11 protein-coding genes and 1 riboswitch are annotated in these 13,905 nt (G+C 68.1%); of the genes, 4 read left to right on the top strand and 7 right to left on the bottom strand.

Features of this window, described 5'->3' with window-relative positions; translation table 11 throughout:
* Positions 1-30: 30 nt before the first annotated feature.
* Together QZ709_RS06555 and QZ709_RS06550 are read right to left on the bottom strand one after the other, a co-directional pair.
* Positions 31-1,332: an SAM-dependent methyltransferase gene (locus QZ709_RS06555; protein ID WP_294636454.1), complete on the bottom strand. Its 1,302-nt coding sequence runs from the start codon at positions 1,330-1,332 to the stop codon at positions 31-33.
* A 185-nt stretch (positions 1,333-1,517) separates the two neighbouring features.
* A complete protein-coding gene (locus tag QZ709_RS06550; protein ID WP_366937149.1) occupies positions 1,518-2,348 on the bottom strand; it encodes a LysR family transcriptional regulator in 831 nt (276 codons plus the stop codon).
* A gap of 148 nt (positions 2,349-2,496) precedes the next feature.
* Here QZ709_RS06550 and QZ709_RS06545 point away from each other — a divergent pair, with 148 nt between their 5' ends.
* Complete coding sequence (locus QZ709_RS06545; protein ID WP_294636453.1) at positions 2,497-4,008, top strand: acetyl-CoA hydrolase/transferase family protein; 1,512 nt, start codon at positions 2,497-2,499, stop codon at positions 4,006-4,008.
* Positions 4,009-4,054: 46 nt separating this feature from the next.
* Here the strand turns inward: QZ709_RS06545 and QZ709_RS06540 are convergent, their stop codons facing one another.
* On the bottom strand, positions 4,055-4,768 hold the full coding sequence (locus tag QZ709_RS06540; protein ID WP_294636451.1) for a Crp/Fnr family transcriptional regulator: 714 nt from the start codon (positions 4,766-4,768) through the stop codon (positions 4,055-4,057).
* Between the two features lie 156 nt (positions 4,769-4,924).
* Here QZ709_RS06540 and QZ709_RS06535 point away from each other — a divergent pair, with 156 nt between their 5' ends.
* The 3 genes from QZ709_RS06535 (at position 4,925) to alkB (ending at position 7,909) form a co-directional block, all read left to right on the top strand.
* The gene (locus QZ709_RS06535) at positions 4,925-5,455 is read left to right on the top strand and encodes an Mpo1-like protein (RefSeq protein WP_294636450.1); all 531 of its coding nucleotides are present in this window, start codon (positions 4,925-4,927) and stop codon (positions 5,453-5,455) included.
* 147 nt (positions 5,456-5,602) lie between these two features.
* The gene (locus QZ709_RS06530; RefSeq protein ID WP_294636449.1) at positions 5,603-7,120 is read left to right on the top strand and encodes an aminoacyl-histidine dipeptidase; all 1,518 of its coding nucleotides are present in this window, start codon (positions 5,603-5,605) and stop codon (positions 7,118-7,120) included.
* Between the two features lie 183 nt (positions 7,121-7,303).
* The gene (alkB, locus tag QZ709_RS06525) at positions 7,304-7,909 is read left to right on the top strand and encodes a DNA oxidative demethylase AlkB (RefSeq protein WP_294636495.1); all 606 of its coding nucleotides are present in this window, start codon (positions 7,304-7,306) and stop codon (positions 7,907-7,909) included.
* A 19-nt stretch (positions 7,910-7,928) separates the two neighbouring features.
* Here the strand turns inward: alkB and QZ709_RS06520 are convergent, their stop codons facing one another.
* The 4 genes from QZ709_RS06520 to QZ709_RS06505 form a co-directional block, all read right to left on the bottom strand.
* Positions 7,929-8,861, bottom strand: coding sequence for an MBL fold metallo-hydrolase (locus QZ709_RS06520; RefSeq protein ID WP_294636448.1), 933 nt, complete (start codon positions 8,859-8,861; stop codon positions 7,929-7,931).
* A gap of 138 nt (positions 8,862-8,999) precedes the next feature.
* The gene (ahpF, locus tag QZ709_RS06515; RefSeq protein ID WP_294636447.1) at positions 9,000-10,559 is read right to left on the bottom strand and encodes an alkyl hydroperoxide reductase subunit F; all 1,560 of its coding nucleotides are present in this window, start codon (positions 10,557-10,559) and stop codon (positions 9,000-9,002) included.
* Positions 10,560-10,765: 206 nt separating this feature from the next.
* Positions 10,766-11,341 (bottom strand): alkyl hydroperoxide reductase subunit C, encoded by a 576-nt coding sequence (gene ahpC, locus QZ709_RS06510; protein ID WP_294636446.1) that lies wholly within the window; start codon positions 11,339-11,341, stop codon positions 10,766-10,768.
* A 212-nt stretch (positions 11,342-11,553) separates the two neighbouring features.
* Complete coding sequence (locus QZ709_RS06505; RefSeq protein ID WP_294636445.1) at positions 11,554-13,479, bottom strand: reprolysin-like metallopeptidase; 1,926 nt, start codon at positions 13,477-13,479, stop codon at positions 11,554-11,556.
* A 102-nt stretch (positions 13,480-13,581) separates the two neighbouring features.
* Positions 13,582-13,672: riboswitch (cyclic di-GMP riboswitch) on the bottom strand.
* Positions 13,673-13,905 lie beyond the last annotated feature (233 nt).

Raw genomic sequence — 13,905 nt, 5'->3', positions numbered from 1 at the left:
CATCGGCCCCTGGCCTCGGCCGGAAACCGCTCAGGCGGCCAGGAGACCGTCGGCGCGCAACAGGCTTTCCAGTGCCTGTTCGCGGATGCCGTAGAAGGCCTTGATCTCGCGGATCTGTGCCAGCACCTCGTCGTTGGGCTTCGGCCGCAGGCGCTTGACCGCCAGAATCATCTTGTTCTTGTTGGTGTGCTCCAGCGAGATGAACTCGAACACCTGCGTGTCATAGCCAGCGGCCTCCAGCAACAGCGCGCGCAAGCCATCGGTCAGCATCTCGGCCTCCTGCCCCAGGTGGATGCCGTGCTGCAGGATGGGCCGCAGCGGGTGCGGGCTCAGCAGCTGCGGACGGATCTGTTTGTGGCAGCACGGCGAGCACAGGATCACCTCTGCCCCGGCGCGGATGCCCAGGTGGATGGCGTAGTCGGTGGCGATGTCGCAGGCGTGCAGGGCGATGACGACATCGAGGTCGCTCGGGTGGTAGTCGCGCACGTCACCCTGCTCGTAGGCCATGCCCTGCAGACCTAGCCGGCGGATGACACCCTGGCAGAACTGGACCAGGTCCGGCCGGAGCTCCACGCCGGTCACGCGCGCCTGTCGACCCAGCGTGTTCGTCAGCCAGTCATGCACGGCAAACGTGAGGTAGCCCTTGCCCGAGCCGAAGTCGGCGACATGCACGGCGGGCTGGTCGGCCAGGCGCGAGCGGCCCAGCGCGGCGGCGAACACCTCGACGAACTTGTTGATCTGCTTCCACTTGCGCGACATGGCCGGAATCAGGTGGCCCTGGGCATCGGTCACCCCTAACTCGCGCAGAAAGGGGCGCGCCAGGTCGAGGTGGCGGTGCTTGTCGCGGTTGTGGGCGGCCAAGGCCCCGGCGCCCGGCACCTCGGGCACGGGCGATGCCGAATGCGCTTCGGCGTCGCTGGCCCCGCCGGCCTCACCGGGCGTTGTCTTGCCGATGCGCACACTGGCTTTGCCTTTCTTGCTGAAGGCGAGTTGCACCTCCTCCGAGGGCGTGTGCAGGTGCGCGTTGCGGAAGGCCCCCGCCTGCAACCAGCTCAGGATGGCCTCGACGCCCTCGTCAGCGGGCAGGTTCTTGGTGATGTCCTTGGTCGGATAGCGCCAGACCAGGCTCAGATGCGGCTCGTCGCGCAGCGCCACGGCACGCACGATGACGCGCTGCAGAGGCTGCCCCGCGGCATCGGCTTCGGCCACGCCGCCCTGGTAACCCACCAGCACCAGCCGCTGCAGCCGGTCGGCTGTCAGCGCCTCACGCAGCAGCGTGGTGAAACGGGCCAGGTGGGGGGCATTGAAGGCGGCAAGGGCGGTGTCGGTCATGGCAGGCGGCGAGGTCAGCGCGCGATTGTGCCTGCTCGCACCCCTGCACGCGAGCCCCGCGGCGACGCGGCAGTCACCGCTGCCGGCAGCACGCCAGCCAGGCACGCGCCGCGTGGCTCATGTAGCGCCCGCGCGCCCACAGGTGGGCCACCGCCCAGTCCATCTCGCGCGCGGGCAGGCGCCGCTCAGGATCGCCCTCTGTGGGCAAGTCCTGCACTGTCCATCTCGCGCGCGGGCAGGCGCCGCACGACCAGCTCGGGCGCCAGCTGCAGGCGCTCCAGCACCGGCAACGGCAGGATGGCCGTGCCCATGCCCGCCTGCGCCATCGACAACAGGAAATCCCACTGGCCGCTTTCGGCCACCACATGGGGCGTCACGCCGTGCGCGCGCCACCAGTCGTGCAGGTGGCGGTGCAGGGTGAAGCCCTCGCCCGGCATCACCACCGGCTGGCCGTGCAGGCTGGCCAGGCCGGGCCGCTTCAGCCGCGTCCAGGCCATGTCGGCCGTGCCCACCAGGCACACCGGGTATCGCCCCAGCAACGCGGTTTGCAGATGGGCCAGATCGGGGGCCAGCGGCAGCGTGCCCACGCCCACCTCCAGCTCGCCGGCCGCGATCATCTGACCGATCACGTCGCCGCCCGCCTCCTTCATCTGCAACACGATGCCCGGGTGCGCGGCCCGGAAGCGCTGGATGAGCGGCGAGAAGAACACATTGACCATGGGCGGGATGCCGACGACCAGCGTGCCGCGGCTGAGCGCGGCCAGGTCGTCCAGCTCGGTGTGCAGGCCCTGTACCACGGCCAGGGCCTCCTGCCCGCGCGCCAGCACCACCTGGCCGACATCCGTCAGGCGGACGCCGCCCGGAACCCGCTGCAGCAGCGGCTGACCGACCTCGTCTTCCAGCTGGCGCACCATCTTGCTGACGGTCGACTGCGTGACGTGCAGCGCCTCGGCCGCCTGCGTGAAGCTGTTGCGGCGCACGGTTTCCACAAAGTAGCGCAAGGCGCGAAGGTCCATGATGAGGTCTCCGGATTGCCATTCTTTTTGCGACTGGCCTGCATGAATATTAGTCGCTTTACGCATGCATACCGTTTGTCGATACTGCGGCGACCTCGGCATACCGGGTTCGCGGCCCGCCCCGGGGCATTGACGCACAGGAGACACCATGCACCCCGATCGCATCCGCCTGCCCCAGCTGCGGGACAAAGTGATGTCGGCCCACGAGGCCGCTGCCCTGATCCACGACGGCATGACCGTCGGCATGAGCGGTTTCACCCGCGCGGGCGACTGCAAGGCGGTGCCCTTCGCCCTGGCCGAGCGCGCGAAGACCCACCCGCTGCAGATCACGCTGATGACCGGCGCCTCGCTGGGCCATGACGCCGACAAGGTGCTGAGCGACGCCGGCGTGACAGCGCGCCGCATGCCTTTCCAGGTCGACGCCAGCCTGCGCCAGCGCATCAACGCCGGCGAGGTGATGTTCATGGACCAGCACCTGTCGGAAACGGTGGAAATGCTGCGCAACCGCCAGCTCAAGCCGGTGGACGTGGCGGTGATCGAGGCCACCTGCATCACGGCCGATGGCGGCATCGTGCCGACCACCTCGGTGGGCAACTCGGCGAGCTTTGCCATCCTGGCTCAGAAAGTGATCGTCGAGATCAACCTGAGCATGCCGCTCGAGCTCGAAGGCCTGCACGACATCTACATCCCGACCTACCGCCCGCACCGCCAGCCGATCCCGCTGGTGTCGGTCGACCAGCGCATCGGCACGCCGGCCATTCCCATCGACCCCGAGAAGATCGCCGCCATCGTCTGCACCGACCGCCCGGACAGCCCGTCGACCGTGCTGCCGCCGGATCTGGAGACCGCGGCCATCGCCGATCACCTCAACGACTTCCTGATGCGCGAGGTCAAGGCCAACCGGCTGAGCCCGTCGCTTCAGCCGCTGCAGGCCGGCATCGGCACCATCGCGAACGCGGTGCTGCATGGCCTGCTGGATTCGCCCTTCCAGGATCTGCGCATGTACTCGGAGGTGCTGCAAGACAGCAGCATCGACCTGCTGGACGAGGGCCGCATGACGTTCGCCTCGGCCGCGTCGATGACGCTGTCGAAGGCCTGCTACGAGCGGGTGATGAACAACCTGGCGCACTACAAGTCGCGCCTGGTGCTGCGCCCGCAGGAAATCAGCAACCACCCCGAGGTGGTGCGCCGGCTGGGCCTGATCACCATCAACACGGCGCTGGAGTGCGACCTGTACGGCAACGTCAACTCCACGCACGTCAATGGCACGCACATGATGAACGGCATCGGCGGCTCGGGCGACTTCGCGCGCAACGCCCACATGTCGATTTTCGTGACCAAGTCGCTGGCCAAGAACGGCGACATCTCGAGCATCGTGCCCATGGTCACGCATGTGGACCACACCGAGCACGATGTGGACGTGATCGTGACCGAGCACGGCCTGGCCGACCTGCGTGGATTGGCGCCCCGCGAACGCGCCCGCGTGGTCATCGACCAGTGCGTCAGCCCGCTGTACCGCGATGCGCTGAAGGACTACTTCCGCGATGCCTGCCGCCGCGGTGGGCACACACCCCATGTGCTGGAAGAGGCCTTTGCCTGGCACACGCGCTACCGCCAGACCGGTTCGATGTTGAGCCGCGACATGATGCTGGCCGACTGAGCCTAGCACCACCGGCCGACGGGCTGCCCGCGTGCGGCCCGGCTCGTCAGCTCGGTCGGCACAGGGCCCGCAGGCCCTCCACATCGAGGATGTCGACGCGACCATAGCCCTTGGCGATCAACCCCTGGTCGGCCAGCAGGCCCAGCATCTCGTTGACCGTCTGGCGCGTGAGGCCCAGCGTGGCGGCAAACTCTTCCTGGTTGAGCGACACGGTGCGCAAGGCCGCCTGGGCCGTCAACATGCCATGCCCGGTCGACAACTGCAGCAGCCGCTTGGCCACCCGCGCCTGCGTGCCGAGCAAGGCGGCGTCTTCCAGCTCTTCGAACGCCGCACGCAGCTTGTGCACGGCCAGCGCGGCAAATGCCTGCCAGTGGCGCGGTTCGGCCTGAAGCAGCGCCTGCAGCGCCGGCAAGGGCACCCACAGCAGGTCGGTGGCCTCCCGGGCCTCGGTGTCGTGCGTGCGCGGGCCCTGGTCGATCAGCGCCAACTCGCCGAACCAATGCGGCGCGGGCACCACGGCCACCAGGTTCTGTCGCCCGGACGGGGTGACGGTGCCCACATGGACCGAGCCGCGCAGGACAGCGTACAGACCGCAATTCGGGGCACCGCGGCGAAACAGGCATTCGCCGGCCTTGAGCCGCCGCAGACGCCCGGCCTCCAGCAAGGCCTCCTTGAGATCCTCCGGCAGCGCACCGAACCACGCACTGCGATCGAGCAGCGGACGGTGAGCATGGGCGTCGAAAGCAGGAGGGCCGGACATGGTACTGCGGGGTACAGGCGGGGTTCGATGATGCCACGAAGGGACGGCGGCGCGACACACCCCGGACAGGGTTGCGGGCAAACCCGGGGGCGCACGGTGGCGAAACGTCGGAGGACCGACAGACGCGCACCGGCCCGCCGCCGGAGCATCGGTGGCATGAAAACGCTCACCGACCAACTCGCCCAGTACGCCGATTACCACCGGGACCGCCGCAACATCGCGACGCACCTGGTCGGCATCCCGATGATCGTCGTGGCCGTGGCCATCCTGGCCTCGCGCCCGGTGCTGGCCGAAGTGGGGGGCGTGGCGCTGTCGCCGGCCACCCTGCTCGTGGCCGCGTCGGTGCTGTACTACCTGCGGCTGCACCTCGGCTACGGGCTGGTCATGGGGGCACTGTTCGCCAGCACGCACGCCATCGGCCAGGCCGTGGCCGCCGGCAGCCTGGCCAGCTGGCTGGGAACCGGGCTGGGGCTGTTCCTCGTCGGCTGGGTCATCCAGTTCATCGGCCACGCCTTCGAAGGCCGCAAGCCCGCCTTCGTCGACGACCTGATCGGTCTGGTGATCGGCCCGCTGTTCGTGGTCGCCGAGGTGGGCTTCTGGCTGCACATCGGGCGCCGCATCCAGGCCGACATCGAGGCGCGCGTGGGCCCGACCCGCGTCGGCCGGCCGGATCACCATCCCGCCTGAACACCCGGCGCCCGCTGCCCGCAACGGCAGGGGGCATCGCCACACGGCTTCGCCCCCGGCACAGCGGCGGCGTAGGATGGGCGGCATCGCCATCCCGGGCGCGTTGCGGCGCCGTCCGGAGGCCGCATCCCGTCGCCCCGTCCCGCCATGTCCGTCCTCACGCCCTCCAGCCTGCCCGCCCCGTTCACCAACCTGACACCCGCCAGCGTGTGGACCCACTTCGCGACGCTGTGCCGCATCCCGCGGCCGTCCAAGCACGAGGGCGTCCTGCGTGACCACCTGGTGGCCTGGGCGCAGGCCCGCGGGCTGGCCACCCAGGTGGACGAAGCCGGCAACCTGATCGTGCGCAAGCCGGCCACGCCCGGACACGAGGCCGCGCCCGGCGTGGTGCTGCAGGCGCACCTCGACATGGTCACGCAGAAGAACAGCGACAGCGGCCACGACTTCTTCCATGACCCGATCACGCCCGTGGCCCGCGACGGCTGGCTGGTGGCCGAGGGCACGACGCTGGGCGCCGACAACGGCATCGGCGTGGCGTTGATGCTGGCCGTGCTGGAAGACCCGGAGGCCGTGCACGGCCCGCTGGAAGCCCTGTTCACGGTGGACGAGGAGGCCGGCATGGGCGGTGCCCACGGCCTGGCGGCCGGTGCGCTGCAGGGCCGGCTGATGCTCAACCTCGACACCGAAGAGTGGGGCGAGTTCTACCTGGGTTGCGCCGGCGGCGTCGATGTGGCGGTCAGCCGCCACGCCCCGCCGGTGCCGCTGGAGGCCGGTCACGCGCTGCGCGATGTGAGCCTGCGCGGGCTCCGTGGCGGGCACTCCGGTGTCGACATCCACGAAGAGCGCGGCAACGCCATCAAGCTGCTGGTGCGCGTGCTGCACGATCTGGGCACCACACTGCCGCTGCAGTGGGTCAGCCTGCGAGGCGGCACAGCGCGCAATGCGCTGCCACGCGAGGCCTTTGCCACCGTGGCCCTGCCCGCCGACAGGGTCGACGCCCTGCATGCGGGCCTGGCACGCTGGCAGGCGCTGCTGGCCGATGAACTGCAGGGTGTGGAACAAGGACTGAGCCTGACGGCAGAACCCACGCCGGCCCCGCTGCCCGGACTGGTCATGGCACCGGCCGAGCAGGCCGTCTGGCTGGCGAGCCTGCACGCCGCGCCCCATGGCGTGCGCCGCATGAGCCGACAGGTGCCCGGCGTGGTCGAAACCTCGAACAACCTGGGCGTCGTCAGCCTCACGCCCGAAGGCGGCCAGGCGCACTTCATGGTGCGCTCGCTGCGCGACAGCGGCAGCCTGGCGCTGGCCGAAGAGATCGCCAGCCTGTTCCAGCTCAGCGGCACCACGGTCGACATCAACGGCCACTACCCCGGCTGGACGCCGAACCCGGGTTCGCCGCTGCTGGCCTTGTGCCAGCGGGTCTATGCCGATCGCCACGGGGCCCCGGCACACGTGCAGGTCATCCATGCCGGGCTGGAATGCGGCATCCTGGCTGCGAAACACCCGGGGATGGACATCGTGTCCTTCGGCCCCACCATCCGCGGCGCACACGCCCCGGGCGAGCGCGTGGAGGTGGCCTCGGTGGGCCGGTGCCATGACCTGCTGCGGGCCATCCTGGCGGAAGCCGCCGTCCGGCCGCCCAAGGCGGGCGCAGCCACAGTCTGAGCGATCAGGCGGCGTCGGGTCCGGTACACGGCGCGCGCCCATCCCGCTCACAGGCCACCGCCCGGAGACCCCACCGTGCCCCGCATCTTCGACCCGCTGACCGGCGACCTGTTCGCCGACCTGCCGCCGGCAGACGCTGCGGACGGCGCGGCTGCGGCCGTCTCCGGGGAGCGGGCCGCACGCATCGACCTGGACGAGGGTGTGGTGCTGCTGCCTGGCCGGGCACTCGACGACGAGGCGGGCATCCTGGCCGGGGTGCAGTCGGTCATCGCCACCGCCCCGTGGCGCCAGATGCAGACGCCGGGTGGCCTCACCATGCAGGTGGCCATGAGCAACGCGGGCGCACTGGGCTGGATCAGCGACCGGCGCGGCTACCGCTACAGCGGCATCGACCCCTTGCGCGAAGCCCCGTGGCCGCCGATGCCGGACGCCTTCCTGGCGCTGGCGCGCACCGCCGCCGAGGCCGCCGGCTTTCCCGGCTTCGAGCCCGATGCCTGCCTGGTCAACCGCTACGCGCCGGGCACGCGGCTGTCGCTGCACCAGGATCGCAATGAGCGGGATTTCAGTGCGCCCATCGTGTCCGTCTCGCTGGGCGTGCCCGCGACCTTTCTGCTGGGCGGCCTGGCACGCTCCGACCGCACCCGCCCCGTTCCACTGCAACACGGCGACGTGCTGGTGTGGGGTGGTCCGGCGCGGCTGCGCTTCCATGGCGTGCGGCCGATCAAGACAGCGCACCACCCGGCCTTCGGGCCCGACCGGATCAATCTCACCTTCCGGCGCGCAGGCTGAAGCAGCCCGACGGGCGGAATCAGCGCGCGGGCGCGTCGATGCCGCCGTCCAGGCGGATCTGCACGGCGCCGCTGCGCGCCAGCTGCGCCACCACGTCGCGCGCCACCGCGGCCACCTCCCGACCGGCGTACAGCGCGGCCAGGGCGGGCTGCCGATCGAAGGCGGCCTGCACAATGGCCTCGATCGCGGACTGGCTCAGTGAGCGAGCCTCCATCAGCTTGAACGACACCAGCACCTTGAGCGCGTACTCGGCGTGCTTCACCGGCTCGTTGCGCAACCAGTTCAACCGCGCTTGCGCCGCTTCGAGCGCCGGCTGCACCGCGGTGAACGGCGCGCCATGGCCCGGGATCACGACACGCGGCGCCAGGTCGGCGATCAGCGCCAGCGTGGCCGCCTGGGCCTCGAAGCCCGCCTCGCCGACGAGTTCGGGAAAGATCACGCCGAATCCCTTCTCCCACAGCGCATCGGCCGATACCAGCACACCCTGTCGATCGCACCACAGCATCACCATGGCATCGTCATGGCCCTCGGCGGGCAGCACGGTCCAGTCCTCGCCCCCCAGGTGCAGGGTCTGGTGGGGGTGCACCAACGCATCGAACCGGAAGCGCGGGCACTGCTGGCTGGTGGGGCGGTAACTCAGGCGGTCTTCGTCCCACACGGCGGCCGCCTCGCTCTCGCCGGGCGGGATCCAGGTGACGCAATCGTGCCGGTCCTGCAGCGCCGCGTTGCCGCCAGCGTGGTCGGAATGCAGGTGGGTGTTGACGATGCGCTTCAACGGCCGGCCCGCGAGCGCCTGGTCGATCAAGCGCAGCGTGTCGTCCACTTCCGTGACGTAGCCGGTGTCGACCACGGTCGCGCCGTCGTCGTCGAACAGCAGGATCTGGTTGGAGGACAGCCAGCCGCGTTCGAGCACGCGGAGGGAGGGGGGCAGGGGCACGGCGTTCGAGGGCATGGGGCGATGATGCGACCTTGCCCACCGACCGCGGGCTGGGGAATGCCGTGGTTGACAGCACAGCAGGGCCGAAAAAAAGGCCCGCACCCTCGCGGGCGCAGGCCTCTCAAGGAACCGATCGGTTCACGCTGTCATCGTTCAACCCTGGCGGATCAGGTGGTCGAAGGCACTCAATGCCGCCGTCGCACCGGCCCCGGCCGCAATCACGATCTGCTTGTACGGCACCGTGGTGCAGTCGCCGGCCGCGAACACGCCCGGCACGTTGGTGTGGCCCTTCGCGTCGACGATGATCTCGCCGAACTTGCTCAGTTCCACCGTGCCGCGCAGGAACTCGGTGTTGGGCACCAGGCCGATCTGCACGAACACGCCTTCCAGCGGCACCGTGTGCTCTTCACCCGAGACGCGGTCCTTGTACTTCAGGCCATTGACCTTGCCCTCTGCGCCGGTGATCTCGGTCGTCTGCGCGTTGGTGTGGATGGTCACGTTCGGCAGGCTCTTGAGCTTGTTGACCAGCACGGCGTCGGCCTTGAGCGTGTCGGCAAACTCGATCAGCGTCACGTGGGCCACGATGCCCGCCAGGTCGATGGCGGCCTCGACACCCGAGTTGCCGCCGCCGATGACGGCCGTGCGCTTGCCCTTGAACAGCGGGCCATCGCAGTGCGGGCAGTAGGCCACGCCCTTGTTCTTGTACTCGGCTTCGCCGGGCACGTTCACGTTGCGCCAACGGGCACCGGTCGACAGGATCACGGTCTTGGCCTTGAGCGTGCCGCCGTTTTCCATCTTCACCTGAATCAGGTCACCGGGCTTCGCAGCCGGGATGATCTGCGCGGCCTTCTGCAGGTTCATGATGTCGACGTCGTACGCCTTGGCGTGGGCTTCCAGCGCGGCAGCCAGCTTCGGCCCGTCGGTTTCCAGCACCGAGATGTAGTTCTCGATGGCCAGCGTGTCGTTCACCTGCCCGCCAAACCGTTCGGCGGCGATGCCGGTGCGGATGCCCTTGCGGGCTGCGTACACACCCGCGGCTGCACCGGCAGGGCCACCGCCCACGATCAGCACGTCGTACGGCGCCTTGGCGTCGATCTTGGCGGCTTCCTTGGCAGCCGAGTTGGTGTCGAGCTTGGCCACGATCTCGGCCACCGACATCTTGCCCGAGGCGAACACCTGGCCGTTGAGGAAGACCATGGGCACCGCCATGATCTCGCGCTTCTCGACCTCTTCCTGGAAGGCGCCGCCTTCGATGACGGTGGTCTTGACCTTCGGGTTCAGGATGGCCATGAGCGACAGCGCCTGCACCACGTCCGGGCAGTTGTGGCAGCTCAGGGACATGTAGACCTCGAAGTTGAAGTCGCCGTCCAGGGCGCGGATGTTGTCCAGCGTCTCGGCTTCTTCCTTCGGGGGATGACCGCCCGTCCACAGCAGCGCCAGCACCAGCGAGGTGAACTCGTGGCCCAGCGGCAGGCCGGCAAAGCGCAGGCTGGTGTCGCTGCCCACGCGCTGCAGCGTGAACGAAGGCTTGCGGGCGTCCTGCCCGTCGGTCTTCAGGGTGATCTTGTCGGCGCGCAGACCTTGGATCGTCTGCAGCAGCGCGAGCATCTCGCGGGAGTTTTCACTGTCGCTCAGGGAGGCCACGATCTCGAACGGCTGTTGCACGCGCTCCAGGTAGGCGCCGAGTTGGGCTTTGAGGCTGTCGTCCAGCATGGTGGTCATCCTTTTCTGAGTGAATTCGGTGTCAAGCGACTGTGAAAACCGGCCTCCTGTACTGCGTCAAGGGTTGGGGCCAGCGAGCAGGCTGCACTGCCCCACCCCGGCCGGCTTCGTGGGCCCGCAGGGTAGGCAGTGTCAGCGGTGTGGGAAGGGCGCGCCCTCTCACAGGTCAAACAACAGCGTGTCTGACGTCAGGTCGATCAGATCTTGCCGACCAGGTCCAGCGACGGAGCCAGGGTCTTGGCGCCTTCCTTCCACTTGGCCGGGCAGACCTGGCCGGGGTTGGCGGCGGTGTACTGGGCAGCCTTCAGCTTGCGCAGGGTTTCCGACACGTCGCGGGCGATCTCGTTCGAGTGGATTTCGACGGTCTTGATGACGCCGTCCGGGTTCACCACGAAGGTGCCGCGCAGGGCCAGGCCTTCTTCGGGGATGTGCACGCCGAAGGCGTTGGTCAGCGTGTGGGTGGGGTCGCCCACCAGCGGGAACTTGGCCTTGCCGACGGCCGGCGAGGTTTCGTGCCACACCTTGTGCGAGAAGTGGGTGTCGGTGGTCACGATGTAGACCTCGGCACCGGCCTTCTGGAACTCGGCGTAGTTGTCGGCAGCGTCTTCGATCTCGGTCGGGCAGTTGAAGGTGAAGGCGGCCGGCATGAAGATCAGGACGGACCACTTGCCCTTCAGGCTCTCGTCGGTCACCTCGATGAACTCACCCTTGCCACCACGGTTGACGAAGGCTTGGGTCTTGAACGGCTGGACTTGCGTGTTGATCAGGCTCATGGATCGGTTCCTTGGTTTGGGTTGTGTTGTGAGACAACAGGACGAATATTAGGTCAGCCAGTCCCATATAGCGAATTGATTGAACAAATTCACTTCATTGATGTCGTCTATTGGCATGTCACCCGGCGGACATGAAAAAGCGGCCTGTGCACCGAGGTGAACAGGCCGCGAGAAAAGGGCCCCAGGGACGCCGGGGCGCGAGGATGCCAGTTTCAGTACACGTAGAAGGTGGTCCCGGTGATCGGGCGGTCCGCCATCGGGTTGACGGCGAAAGTGGCCACGGCCGGGCTCACGGTCTTGCCCGTCACCTTGACCGCCACCGAGATCGAGTTGGTCCCGCTCGGCACGCGGCAGACGTACAACCCCGTGGTGCCGACCGTGCAGGTCACGCCCGACGTGGTGGAGCCGATGGTGGCCGTCCCGGTGTAGGCGGCCCCGGTGGAGGTACGCAGCGCACCGGCGACCATGGTGGCGCCCGTCACATCGACCCCTGCATTGGCAGGCTTGCCGAGTGCAGCCACGATGGACTTGGTCTGCAGCACGGTAGACACCACGTTCTCTGCCGTCGTCCCGCATGTGGTGCCAGTGGTGGTGCACTTGATCTGGGGCGACGAGAACAGCGCGACCCGCGGATAGACGTAGGACATCACGGTGCCAAAGCTGCCGCTCACGCCACGGCCGTAGCTGTAGGGGAACACGCCGGTGGTACCGGAGTTGGCCTTGTCGTGCACTGCCCCCAGGTTATGTCCCAACTCGTGCGCAAAGCTGAGGGCCGAGCAGTAGCTGCTGCCGTTCTGTCCGTCATTCAATGCCGAAACGCCCAGCAATGGAACCTGAGCACGGTAGGCTGCCAGCCCTTGCGAGCCTGCCGCCGGCACATAGGCCAGACCACAGGTGTTGGTTGACGCGGTCACGCTGTTGAACGGCGCGAAGAAGGTCACCAGCGCAGCGCCCGCCGTGGTGCGCAAGGTCGAGACACCCGTGAAAGCGCCACTGCTCATGCGCAACGCCGGCAACACGGTCTGCGGTGAAGCATCAGCTTGGTTCACCAGCTTCCAGCCCACCACCTTGAAGCGCACGCCCGTACCGCTGTTGCCATACGCGGTATTGGCCACCTGAACCAGGTTGGACAAGCGAGTCCGGGCAGCGGTCTCCGTTCCCCACATCTTCACGAACGAGGGGCTGTAGGTCATCAACAGCGTGATCGTGGTGTCGACCGTCCCGGCCGCGAGCGCCGACGGCACCGCGGTGGTCGCGCTCGTCGTCGTGGTCGCGGTGTTGGCCGCGGTTGTCGCGTTCTTGGTCGACACGGCCGCGGCCGCATACGGCTCCTCGTGGCCATCCGTCACATGGTCGTCACCACGCGGCTCCGTCCAGCCCGCTGCGCGGGGATCCAGCATCACGGTCCGACCATTGCGCGTCTGCACCTGATACTCACCCTGGGGCGTGAAGATGGCAGCGAAGGTGGCGTCCGTGCCGACGGTGACCACCGTGGCGTTGCCGCGCCCTTCGAGGCGGCTGATGGCTTCGAGCTGGAGGTTGCCCTCGGCGTCCAGCGCCGTGCTCGTGACGATCGCCACCTCGGTGCGCCCACCCGGCAGGGGGATGGCCAGTTCGCTGCCCACCGTGGCCTGTGTCAAAGCAGACAGGTTCTGGTTGACGACGGTGGTGCCTTTGTCGAGGCGTTCGCCCAGCGCCCAAACCTGGCCGCTGACCTGGGCCATGTCACGCGTCGTCACCAGCGAGCGGTCGGCTTCCTGGCGGAAGTTCACCAGCTTGCCATTGAAGCGCACGGCCCCCACCACCCGGCCATTGGCCAGTTCCTGGATCACCACCCGATTGCGCTCGTTGCCGGCCAGATGGCCGTGCCAGTAGCGCAAGCCGCCCACGCCGGCCGTGGTGTGCTCGAAGACCACGTTCTGGCGGCCAGCCACCGGGAAGTCGATGCTGACCTGCGTGCCAGGCTGCATCGACAGCAGTTGCTCCACCCGAAGCGAAGCAGCCTGCGACAGATTGGTGCTCAGGACCGACGAGGTGGTCGGTGCTGCAGCGTGCGAAACGAGACCGGACGCGCCCAATGCAACCAGAGCGGCAACGGTGATGATCGAAGAACGAAGATTGAACTTTTGCCAGCGCATGAGCGCCCTCCTGTTGACTGGTGACCACAAGGTCGGTCGGACGGGCAGCGCTGGGCTGGATGACACGATCCGGACCGCACGCTTGTTACACGTACGACCTTCCGTGGCGGCCCGGCTGGCGTGAACGATCGGATCGTCTTTAGCCCCGCAGCTTTGCGCCCTCGCCCTTTCGGACGGGTTGCCCTTGGGAATGAAGCATAACGGCGCTGGTTTGCCGCTGTCTGTGACACCCTTCACACACGGGAATTTCCGGTAACGGCGTTGATACAAATCACGGTGTGATCAAACGTCACTCAAGGACCGAAATGGCATGTTTTTCCCAGACAAATGACTGGGCCCTGAACAGGGTGCTGTTCCGAGTGCTTGTCAGACAAATTCTTACAAAGAAGCTAGCCGTGCGCCGACCTGCCTTACAGCCAGCCGCCT

Source organism: uncultured Aquabacterium sp., assembly GCF_913773725.1.
In the GTDB taxonomy this organism is placed as follows: Bacteria; Pseudomonadota; Gammaproteobacteria; order Burkholderiales; family Burkholderiaceae_C; genus Aquabacterium.
This window is presented reverse-complemented; position numbering and strand designations above follow the sequence as displayed.

What these genes read in the sequence shown, in the direction of transcription:
- QZ709_RS06535 (WP_294636450.1), top strand. Translation starts at nt 4,925, where the DNA reads ATGAAAACGCTCACCGACCAACTCGCCCAGTACGCCGATTACCACCGG.
- QZ709_RS06530 (WP_294636449.1), top strand. Translation starts at nt 5,603, where the DNA reads ATGTCCGTCCTCACGCCCTCCAGCCTGCCCGCCCCGTTCACCAACCTG.
- QZ709_RS06550 (WP_366937149.1), bottom strand. Translation starts at nt 2,348, where the DNA reads ATGGACCTTCGCGCCTTGCGCTACTTTGTGGAAACCGTGCGCCGCAAC.
- QZ709_RS06555 (WP_294636454.1), bottom strand. Translation starts at nt 1,332, where the DNA reads ATGACCGACACCGCCCTTGCCGCCTTCAATGCCCCCCACCTGGCCCGT.
- QZ709_RS06520 (WP_294636448.1), bottom strand. Translation starts at nt 8,861, where the DNA reads ATGCCCTCGAACGCCGTGCCCCTGCCCCCCTCCCTCCGCGTGCTCGAA.
- ahpC (WP_294636446.1), bottom strand. Translation starts at nt 11,341, where the DNA reads ATGAGCCTGATCAACACGCAAGTCCAGCCGTTCAAGACCCAAGCCTTC.
- ahpF (WP_294636447.1), bottom strand. Translation starts at nt 10,559, where the DNA reads ATGCTGGACGACAGCCTCAAAGCCCAACTCGGCGCCTACCTGGAGCGC.
- QZ709_RS06505 (WP_294636445.1), bottom strand. Translation starts at nt 13,479, where the DNA reads ATGCGCTGGCAAAAGTTCAATCTTCGTTCTTCGATCATCACCGTTGCC.
- QZ709_RS06545 (WP_294636453.1), top strand. Translation starts at nt 2,497, where the DNA reads ATGCACCCCGATCGCATCCGCCTGCCCCAGCTGCGGGACAAAGTGATG.
- QZ709_RS06540 (WP_294636451.1), bottom strand. Translation starts at nt 4,768, where the DNA reads ATGTCCGGCCCTCCTGCTTTCGACGCCCATGCTCACCGTCCGCTGCTC.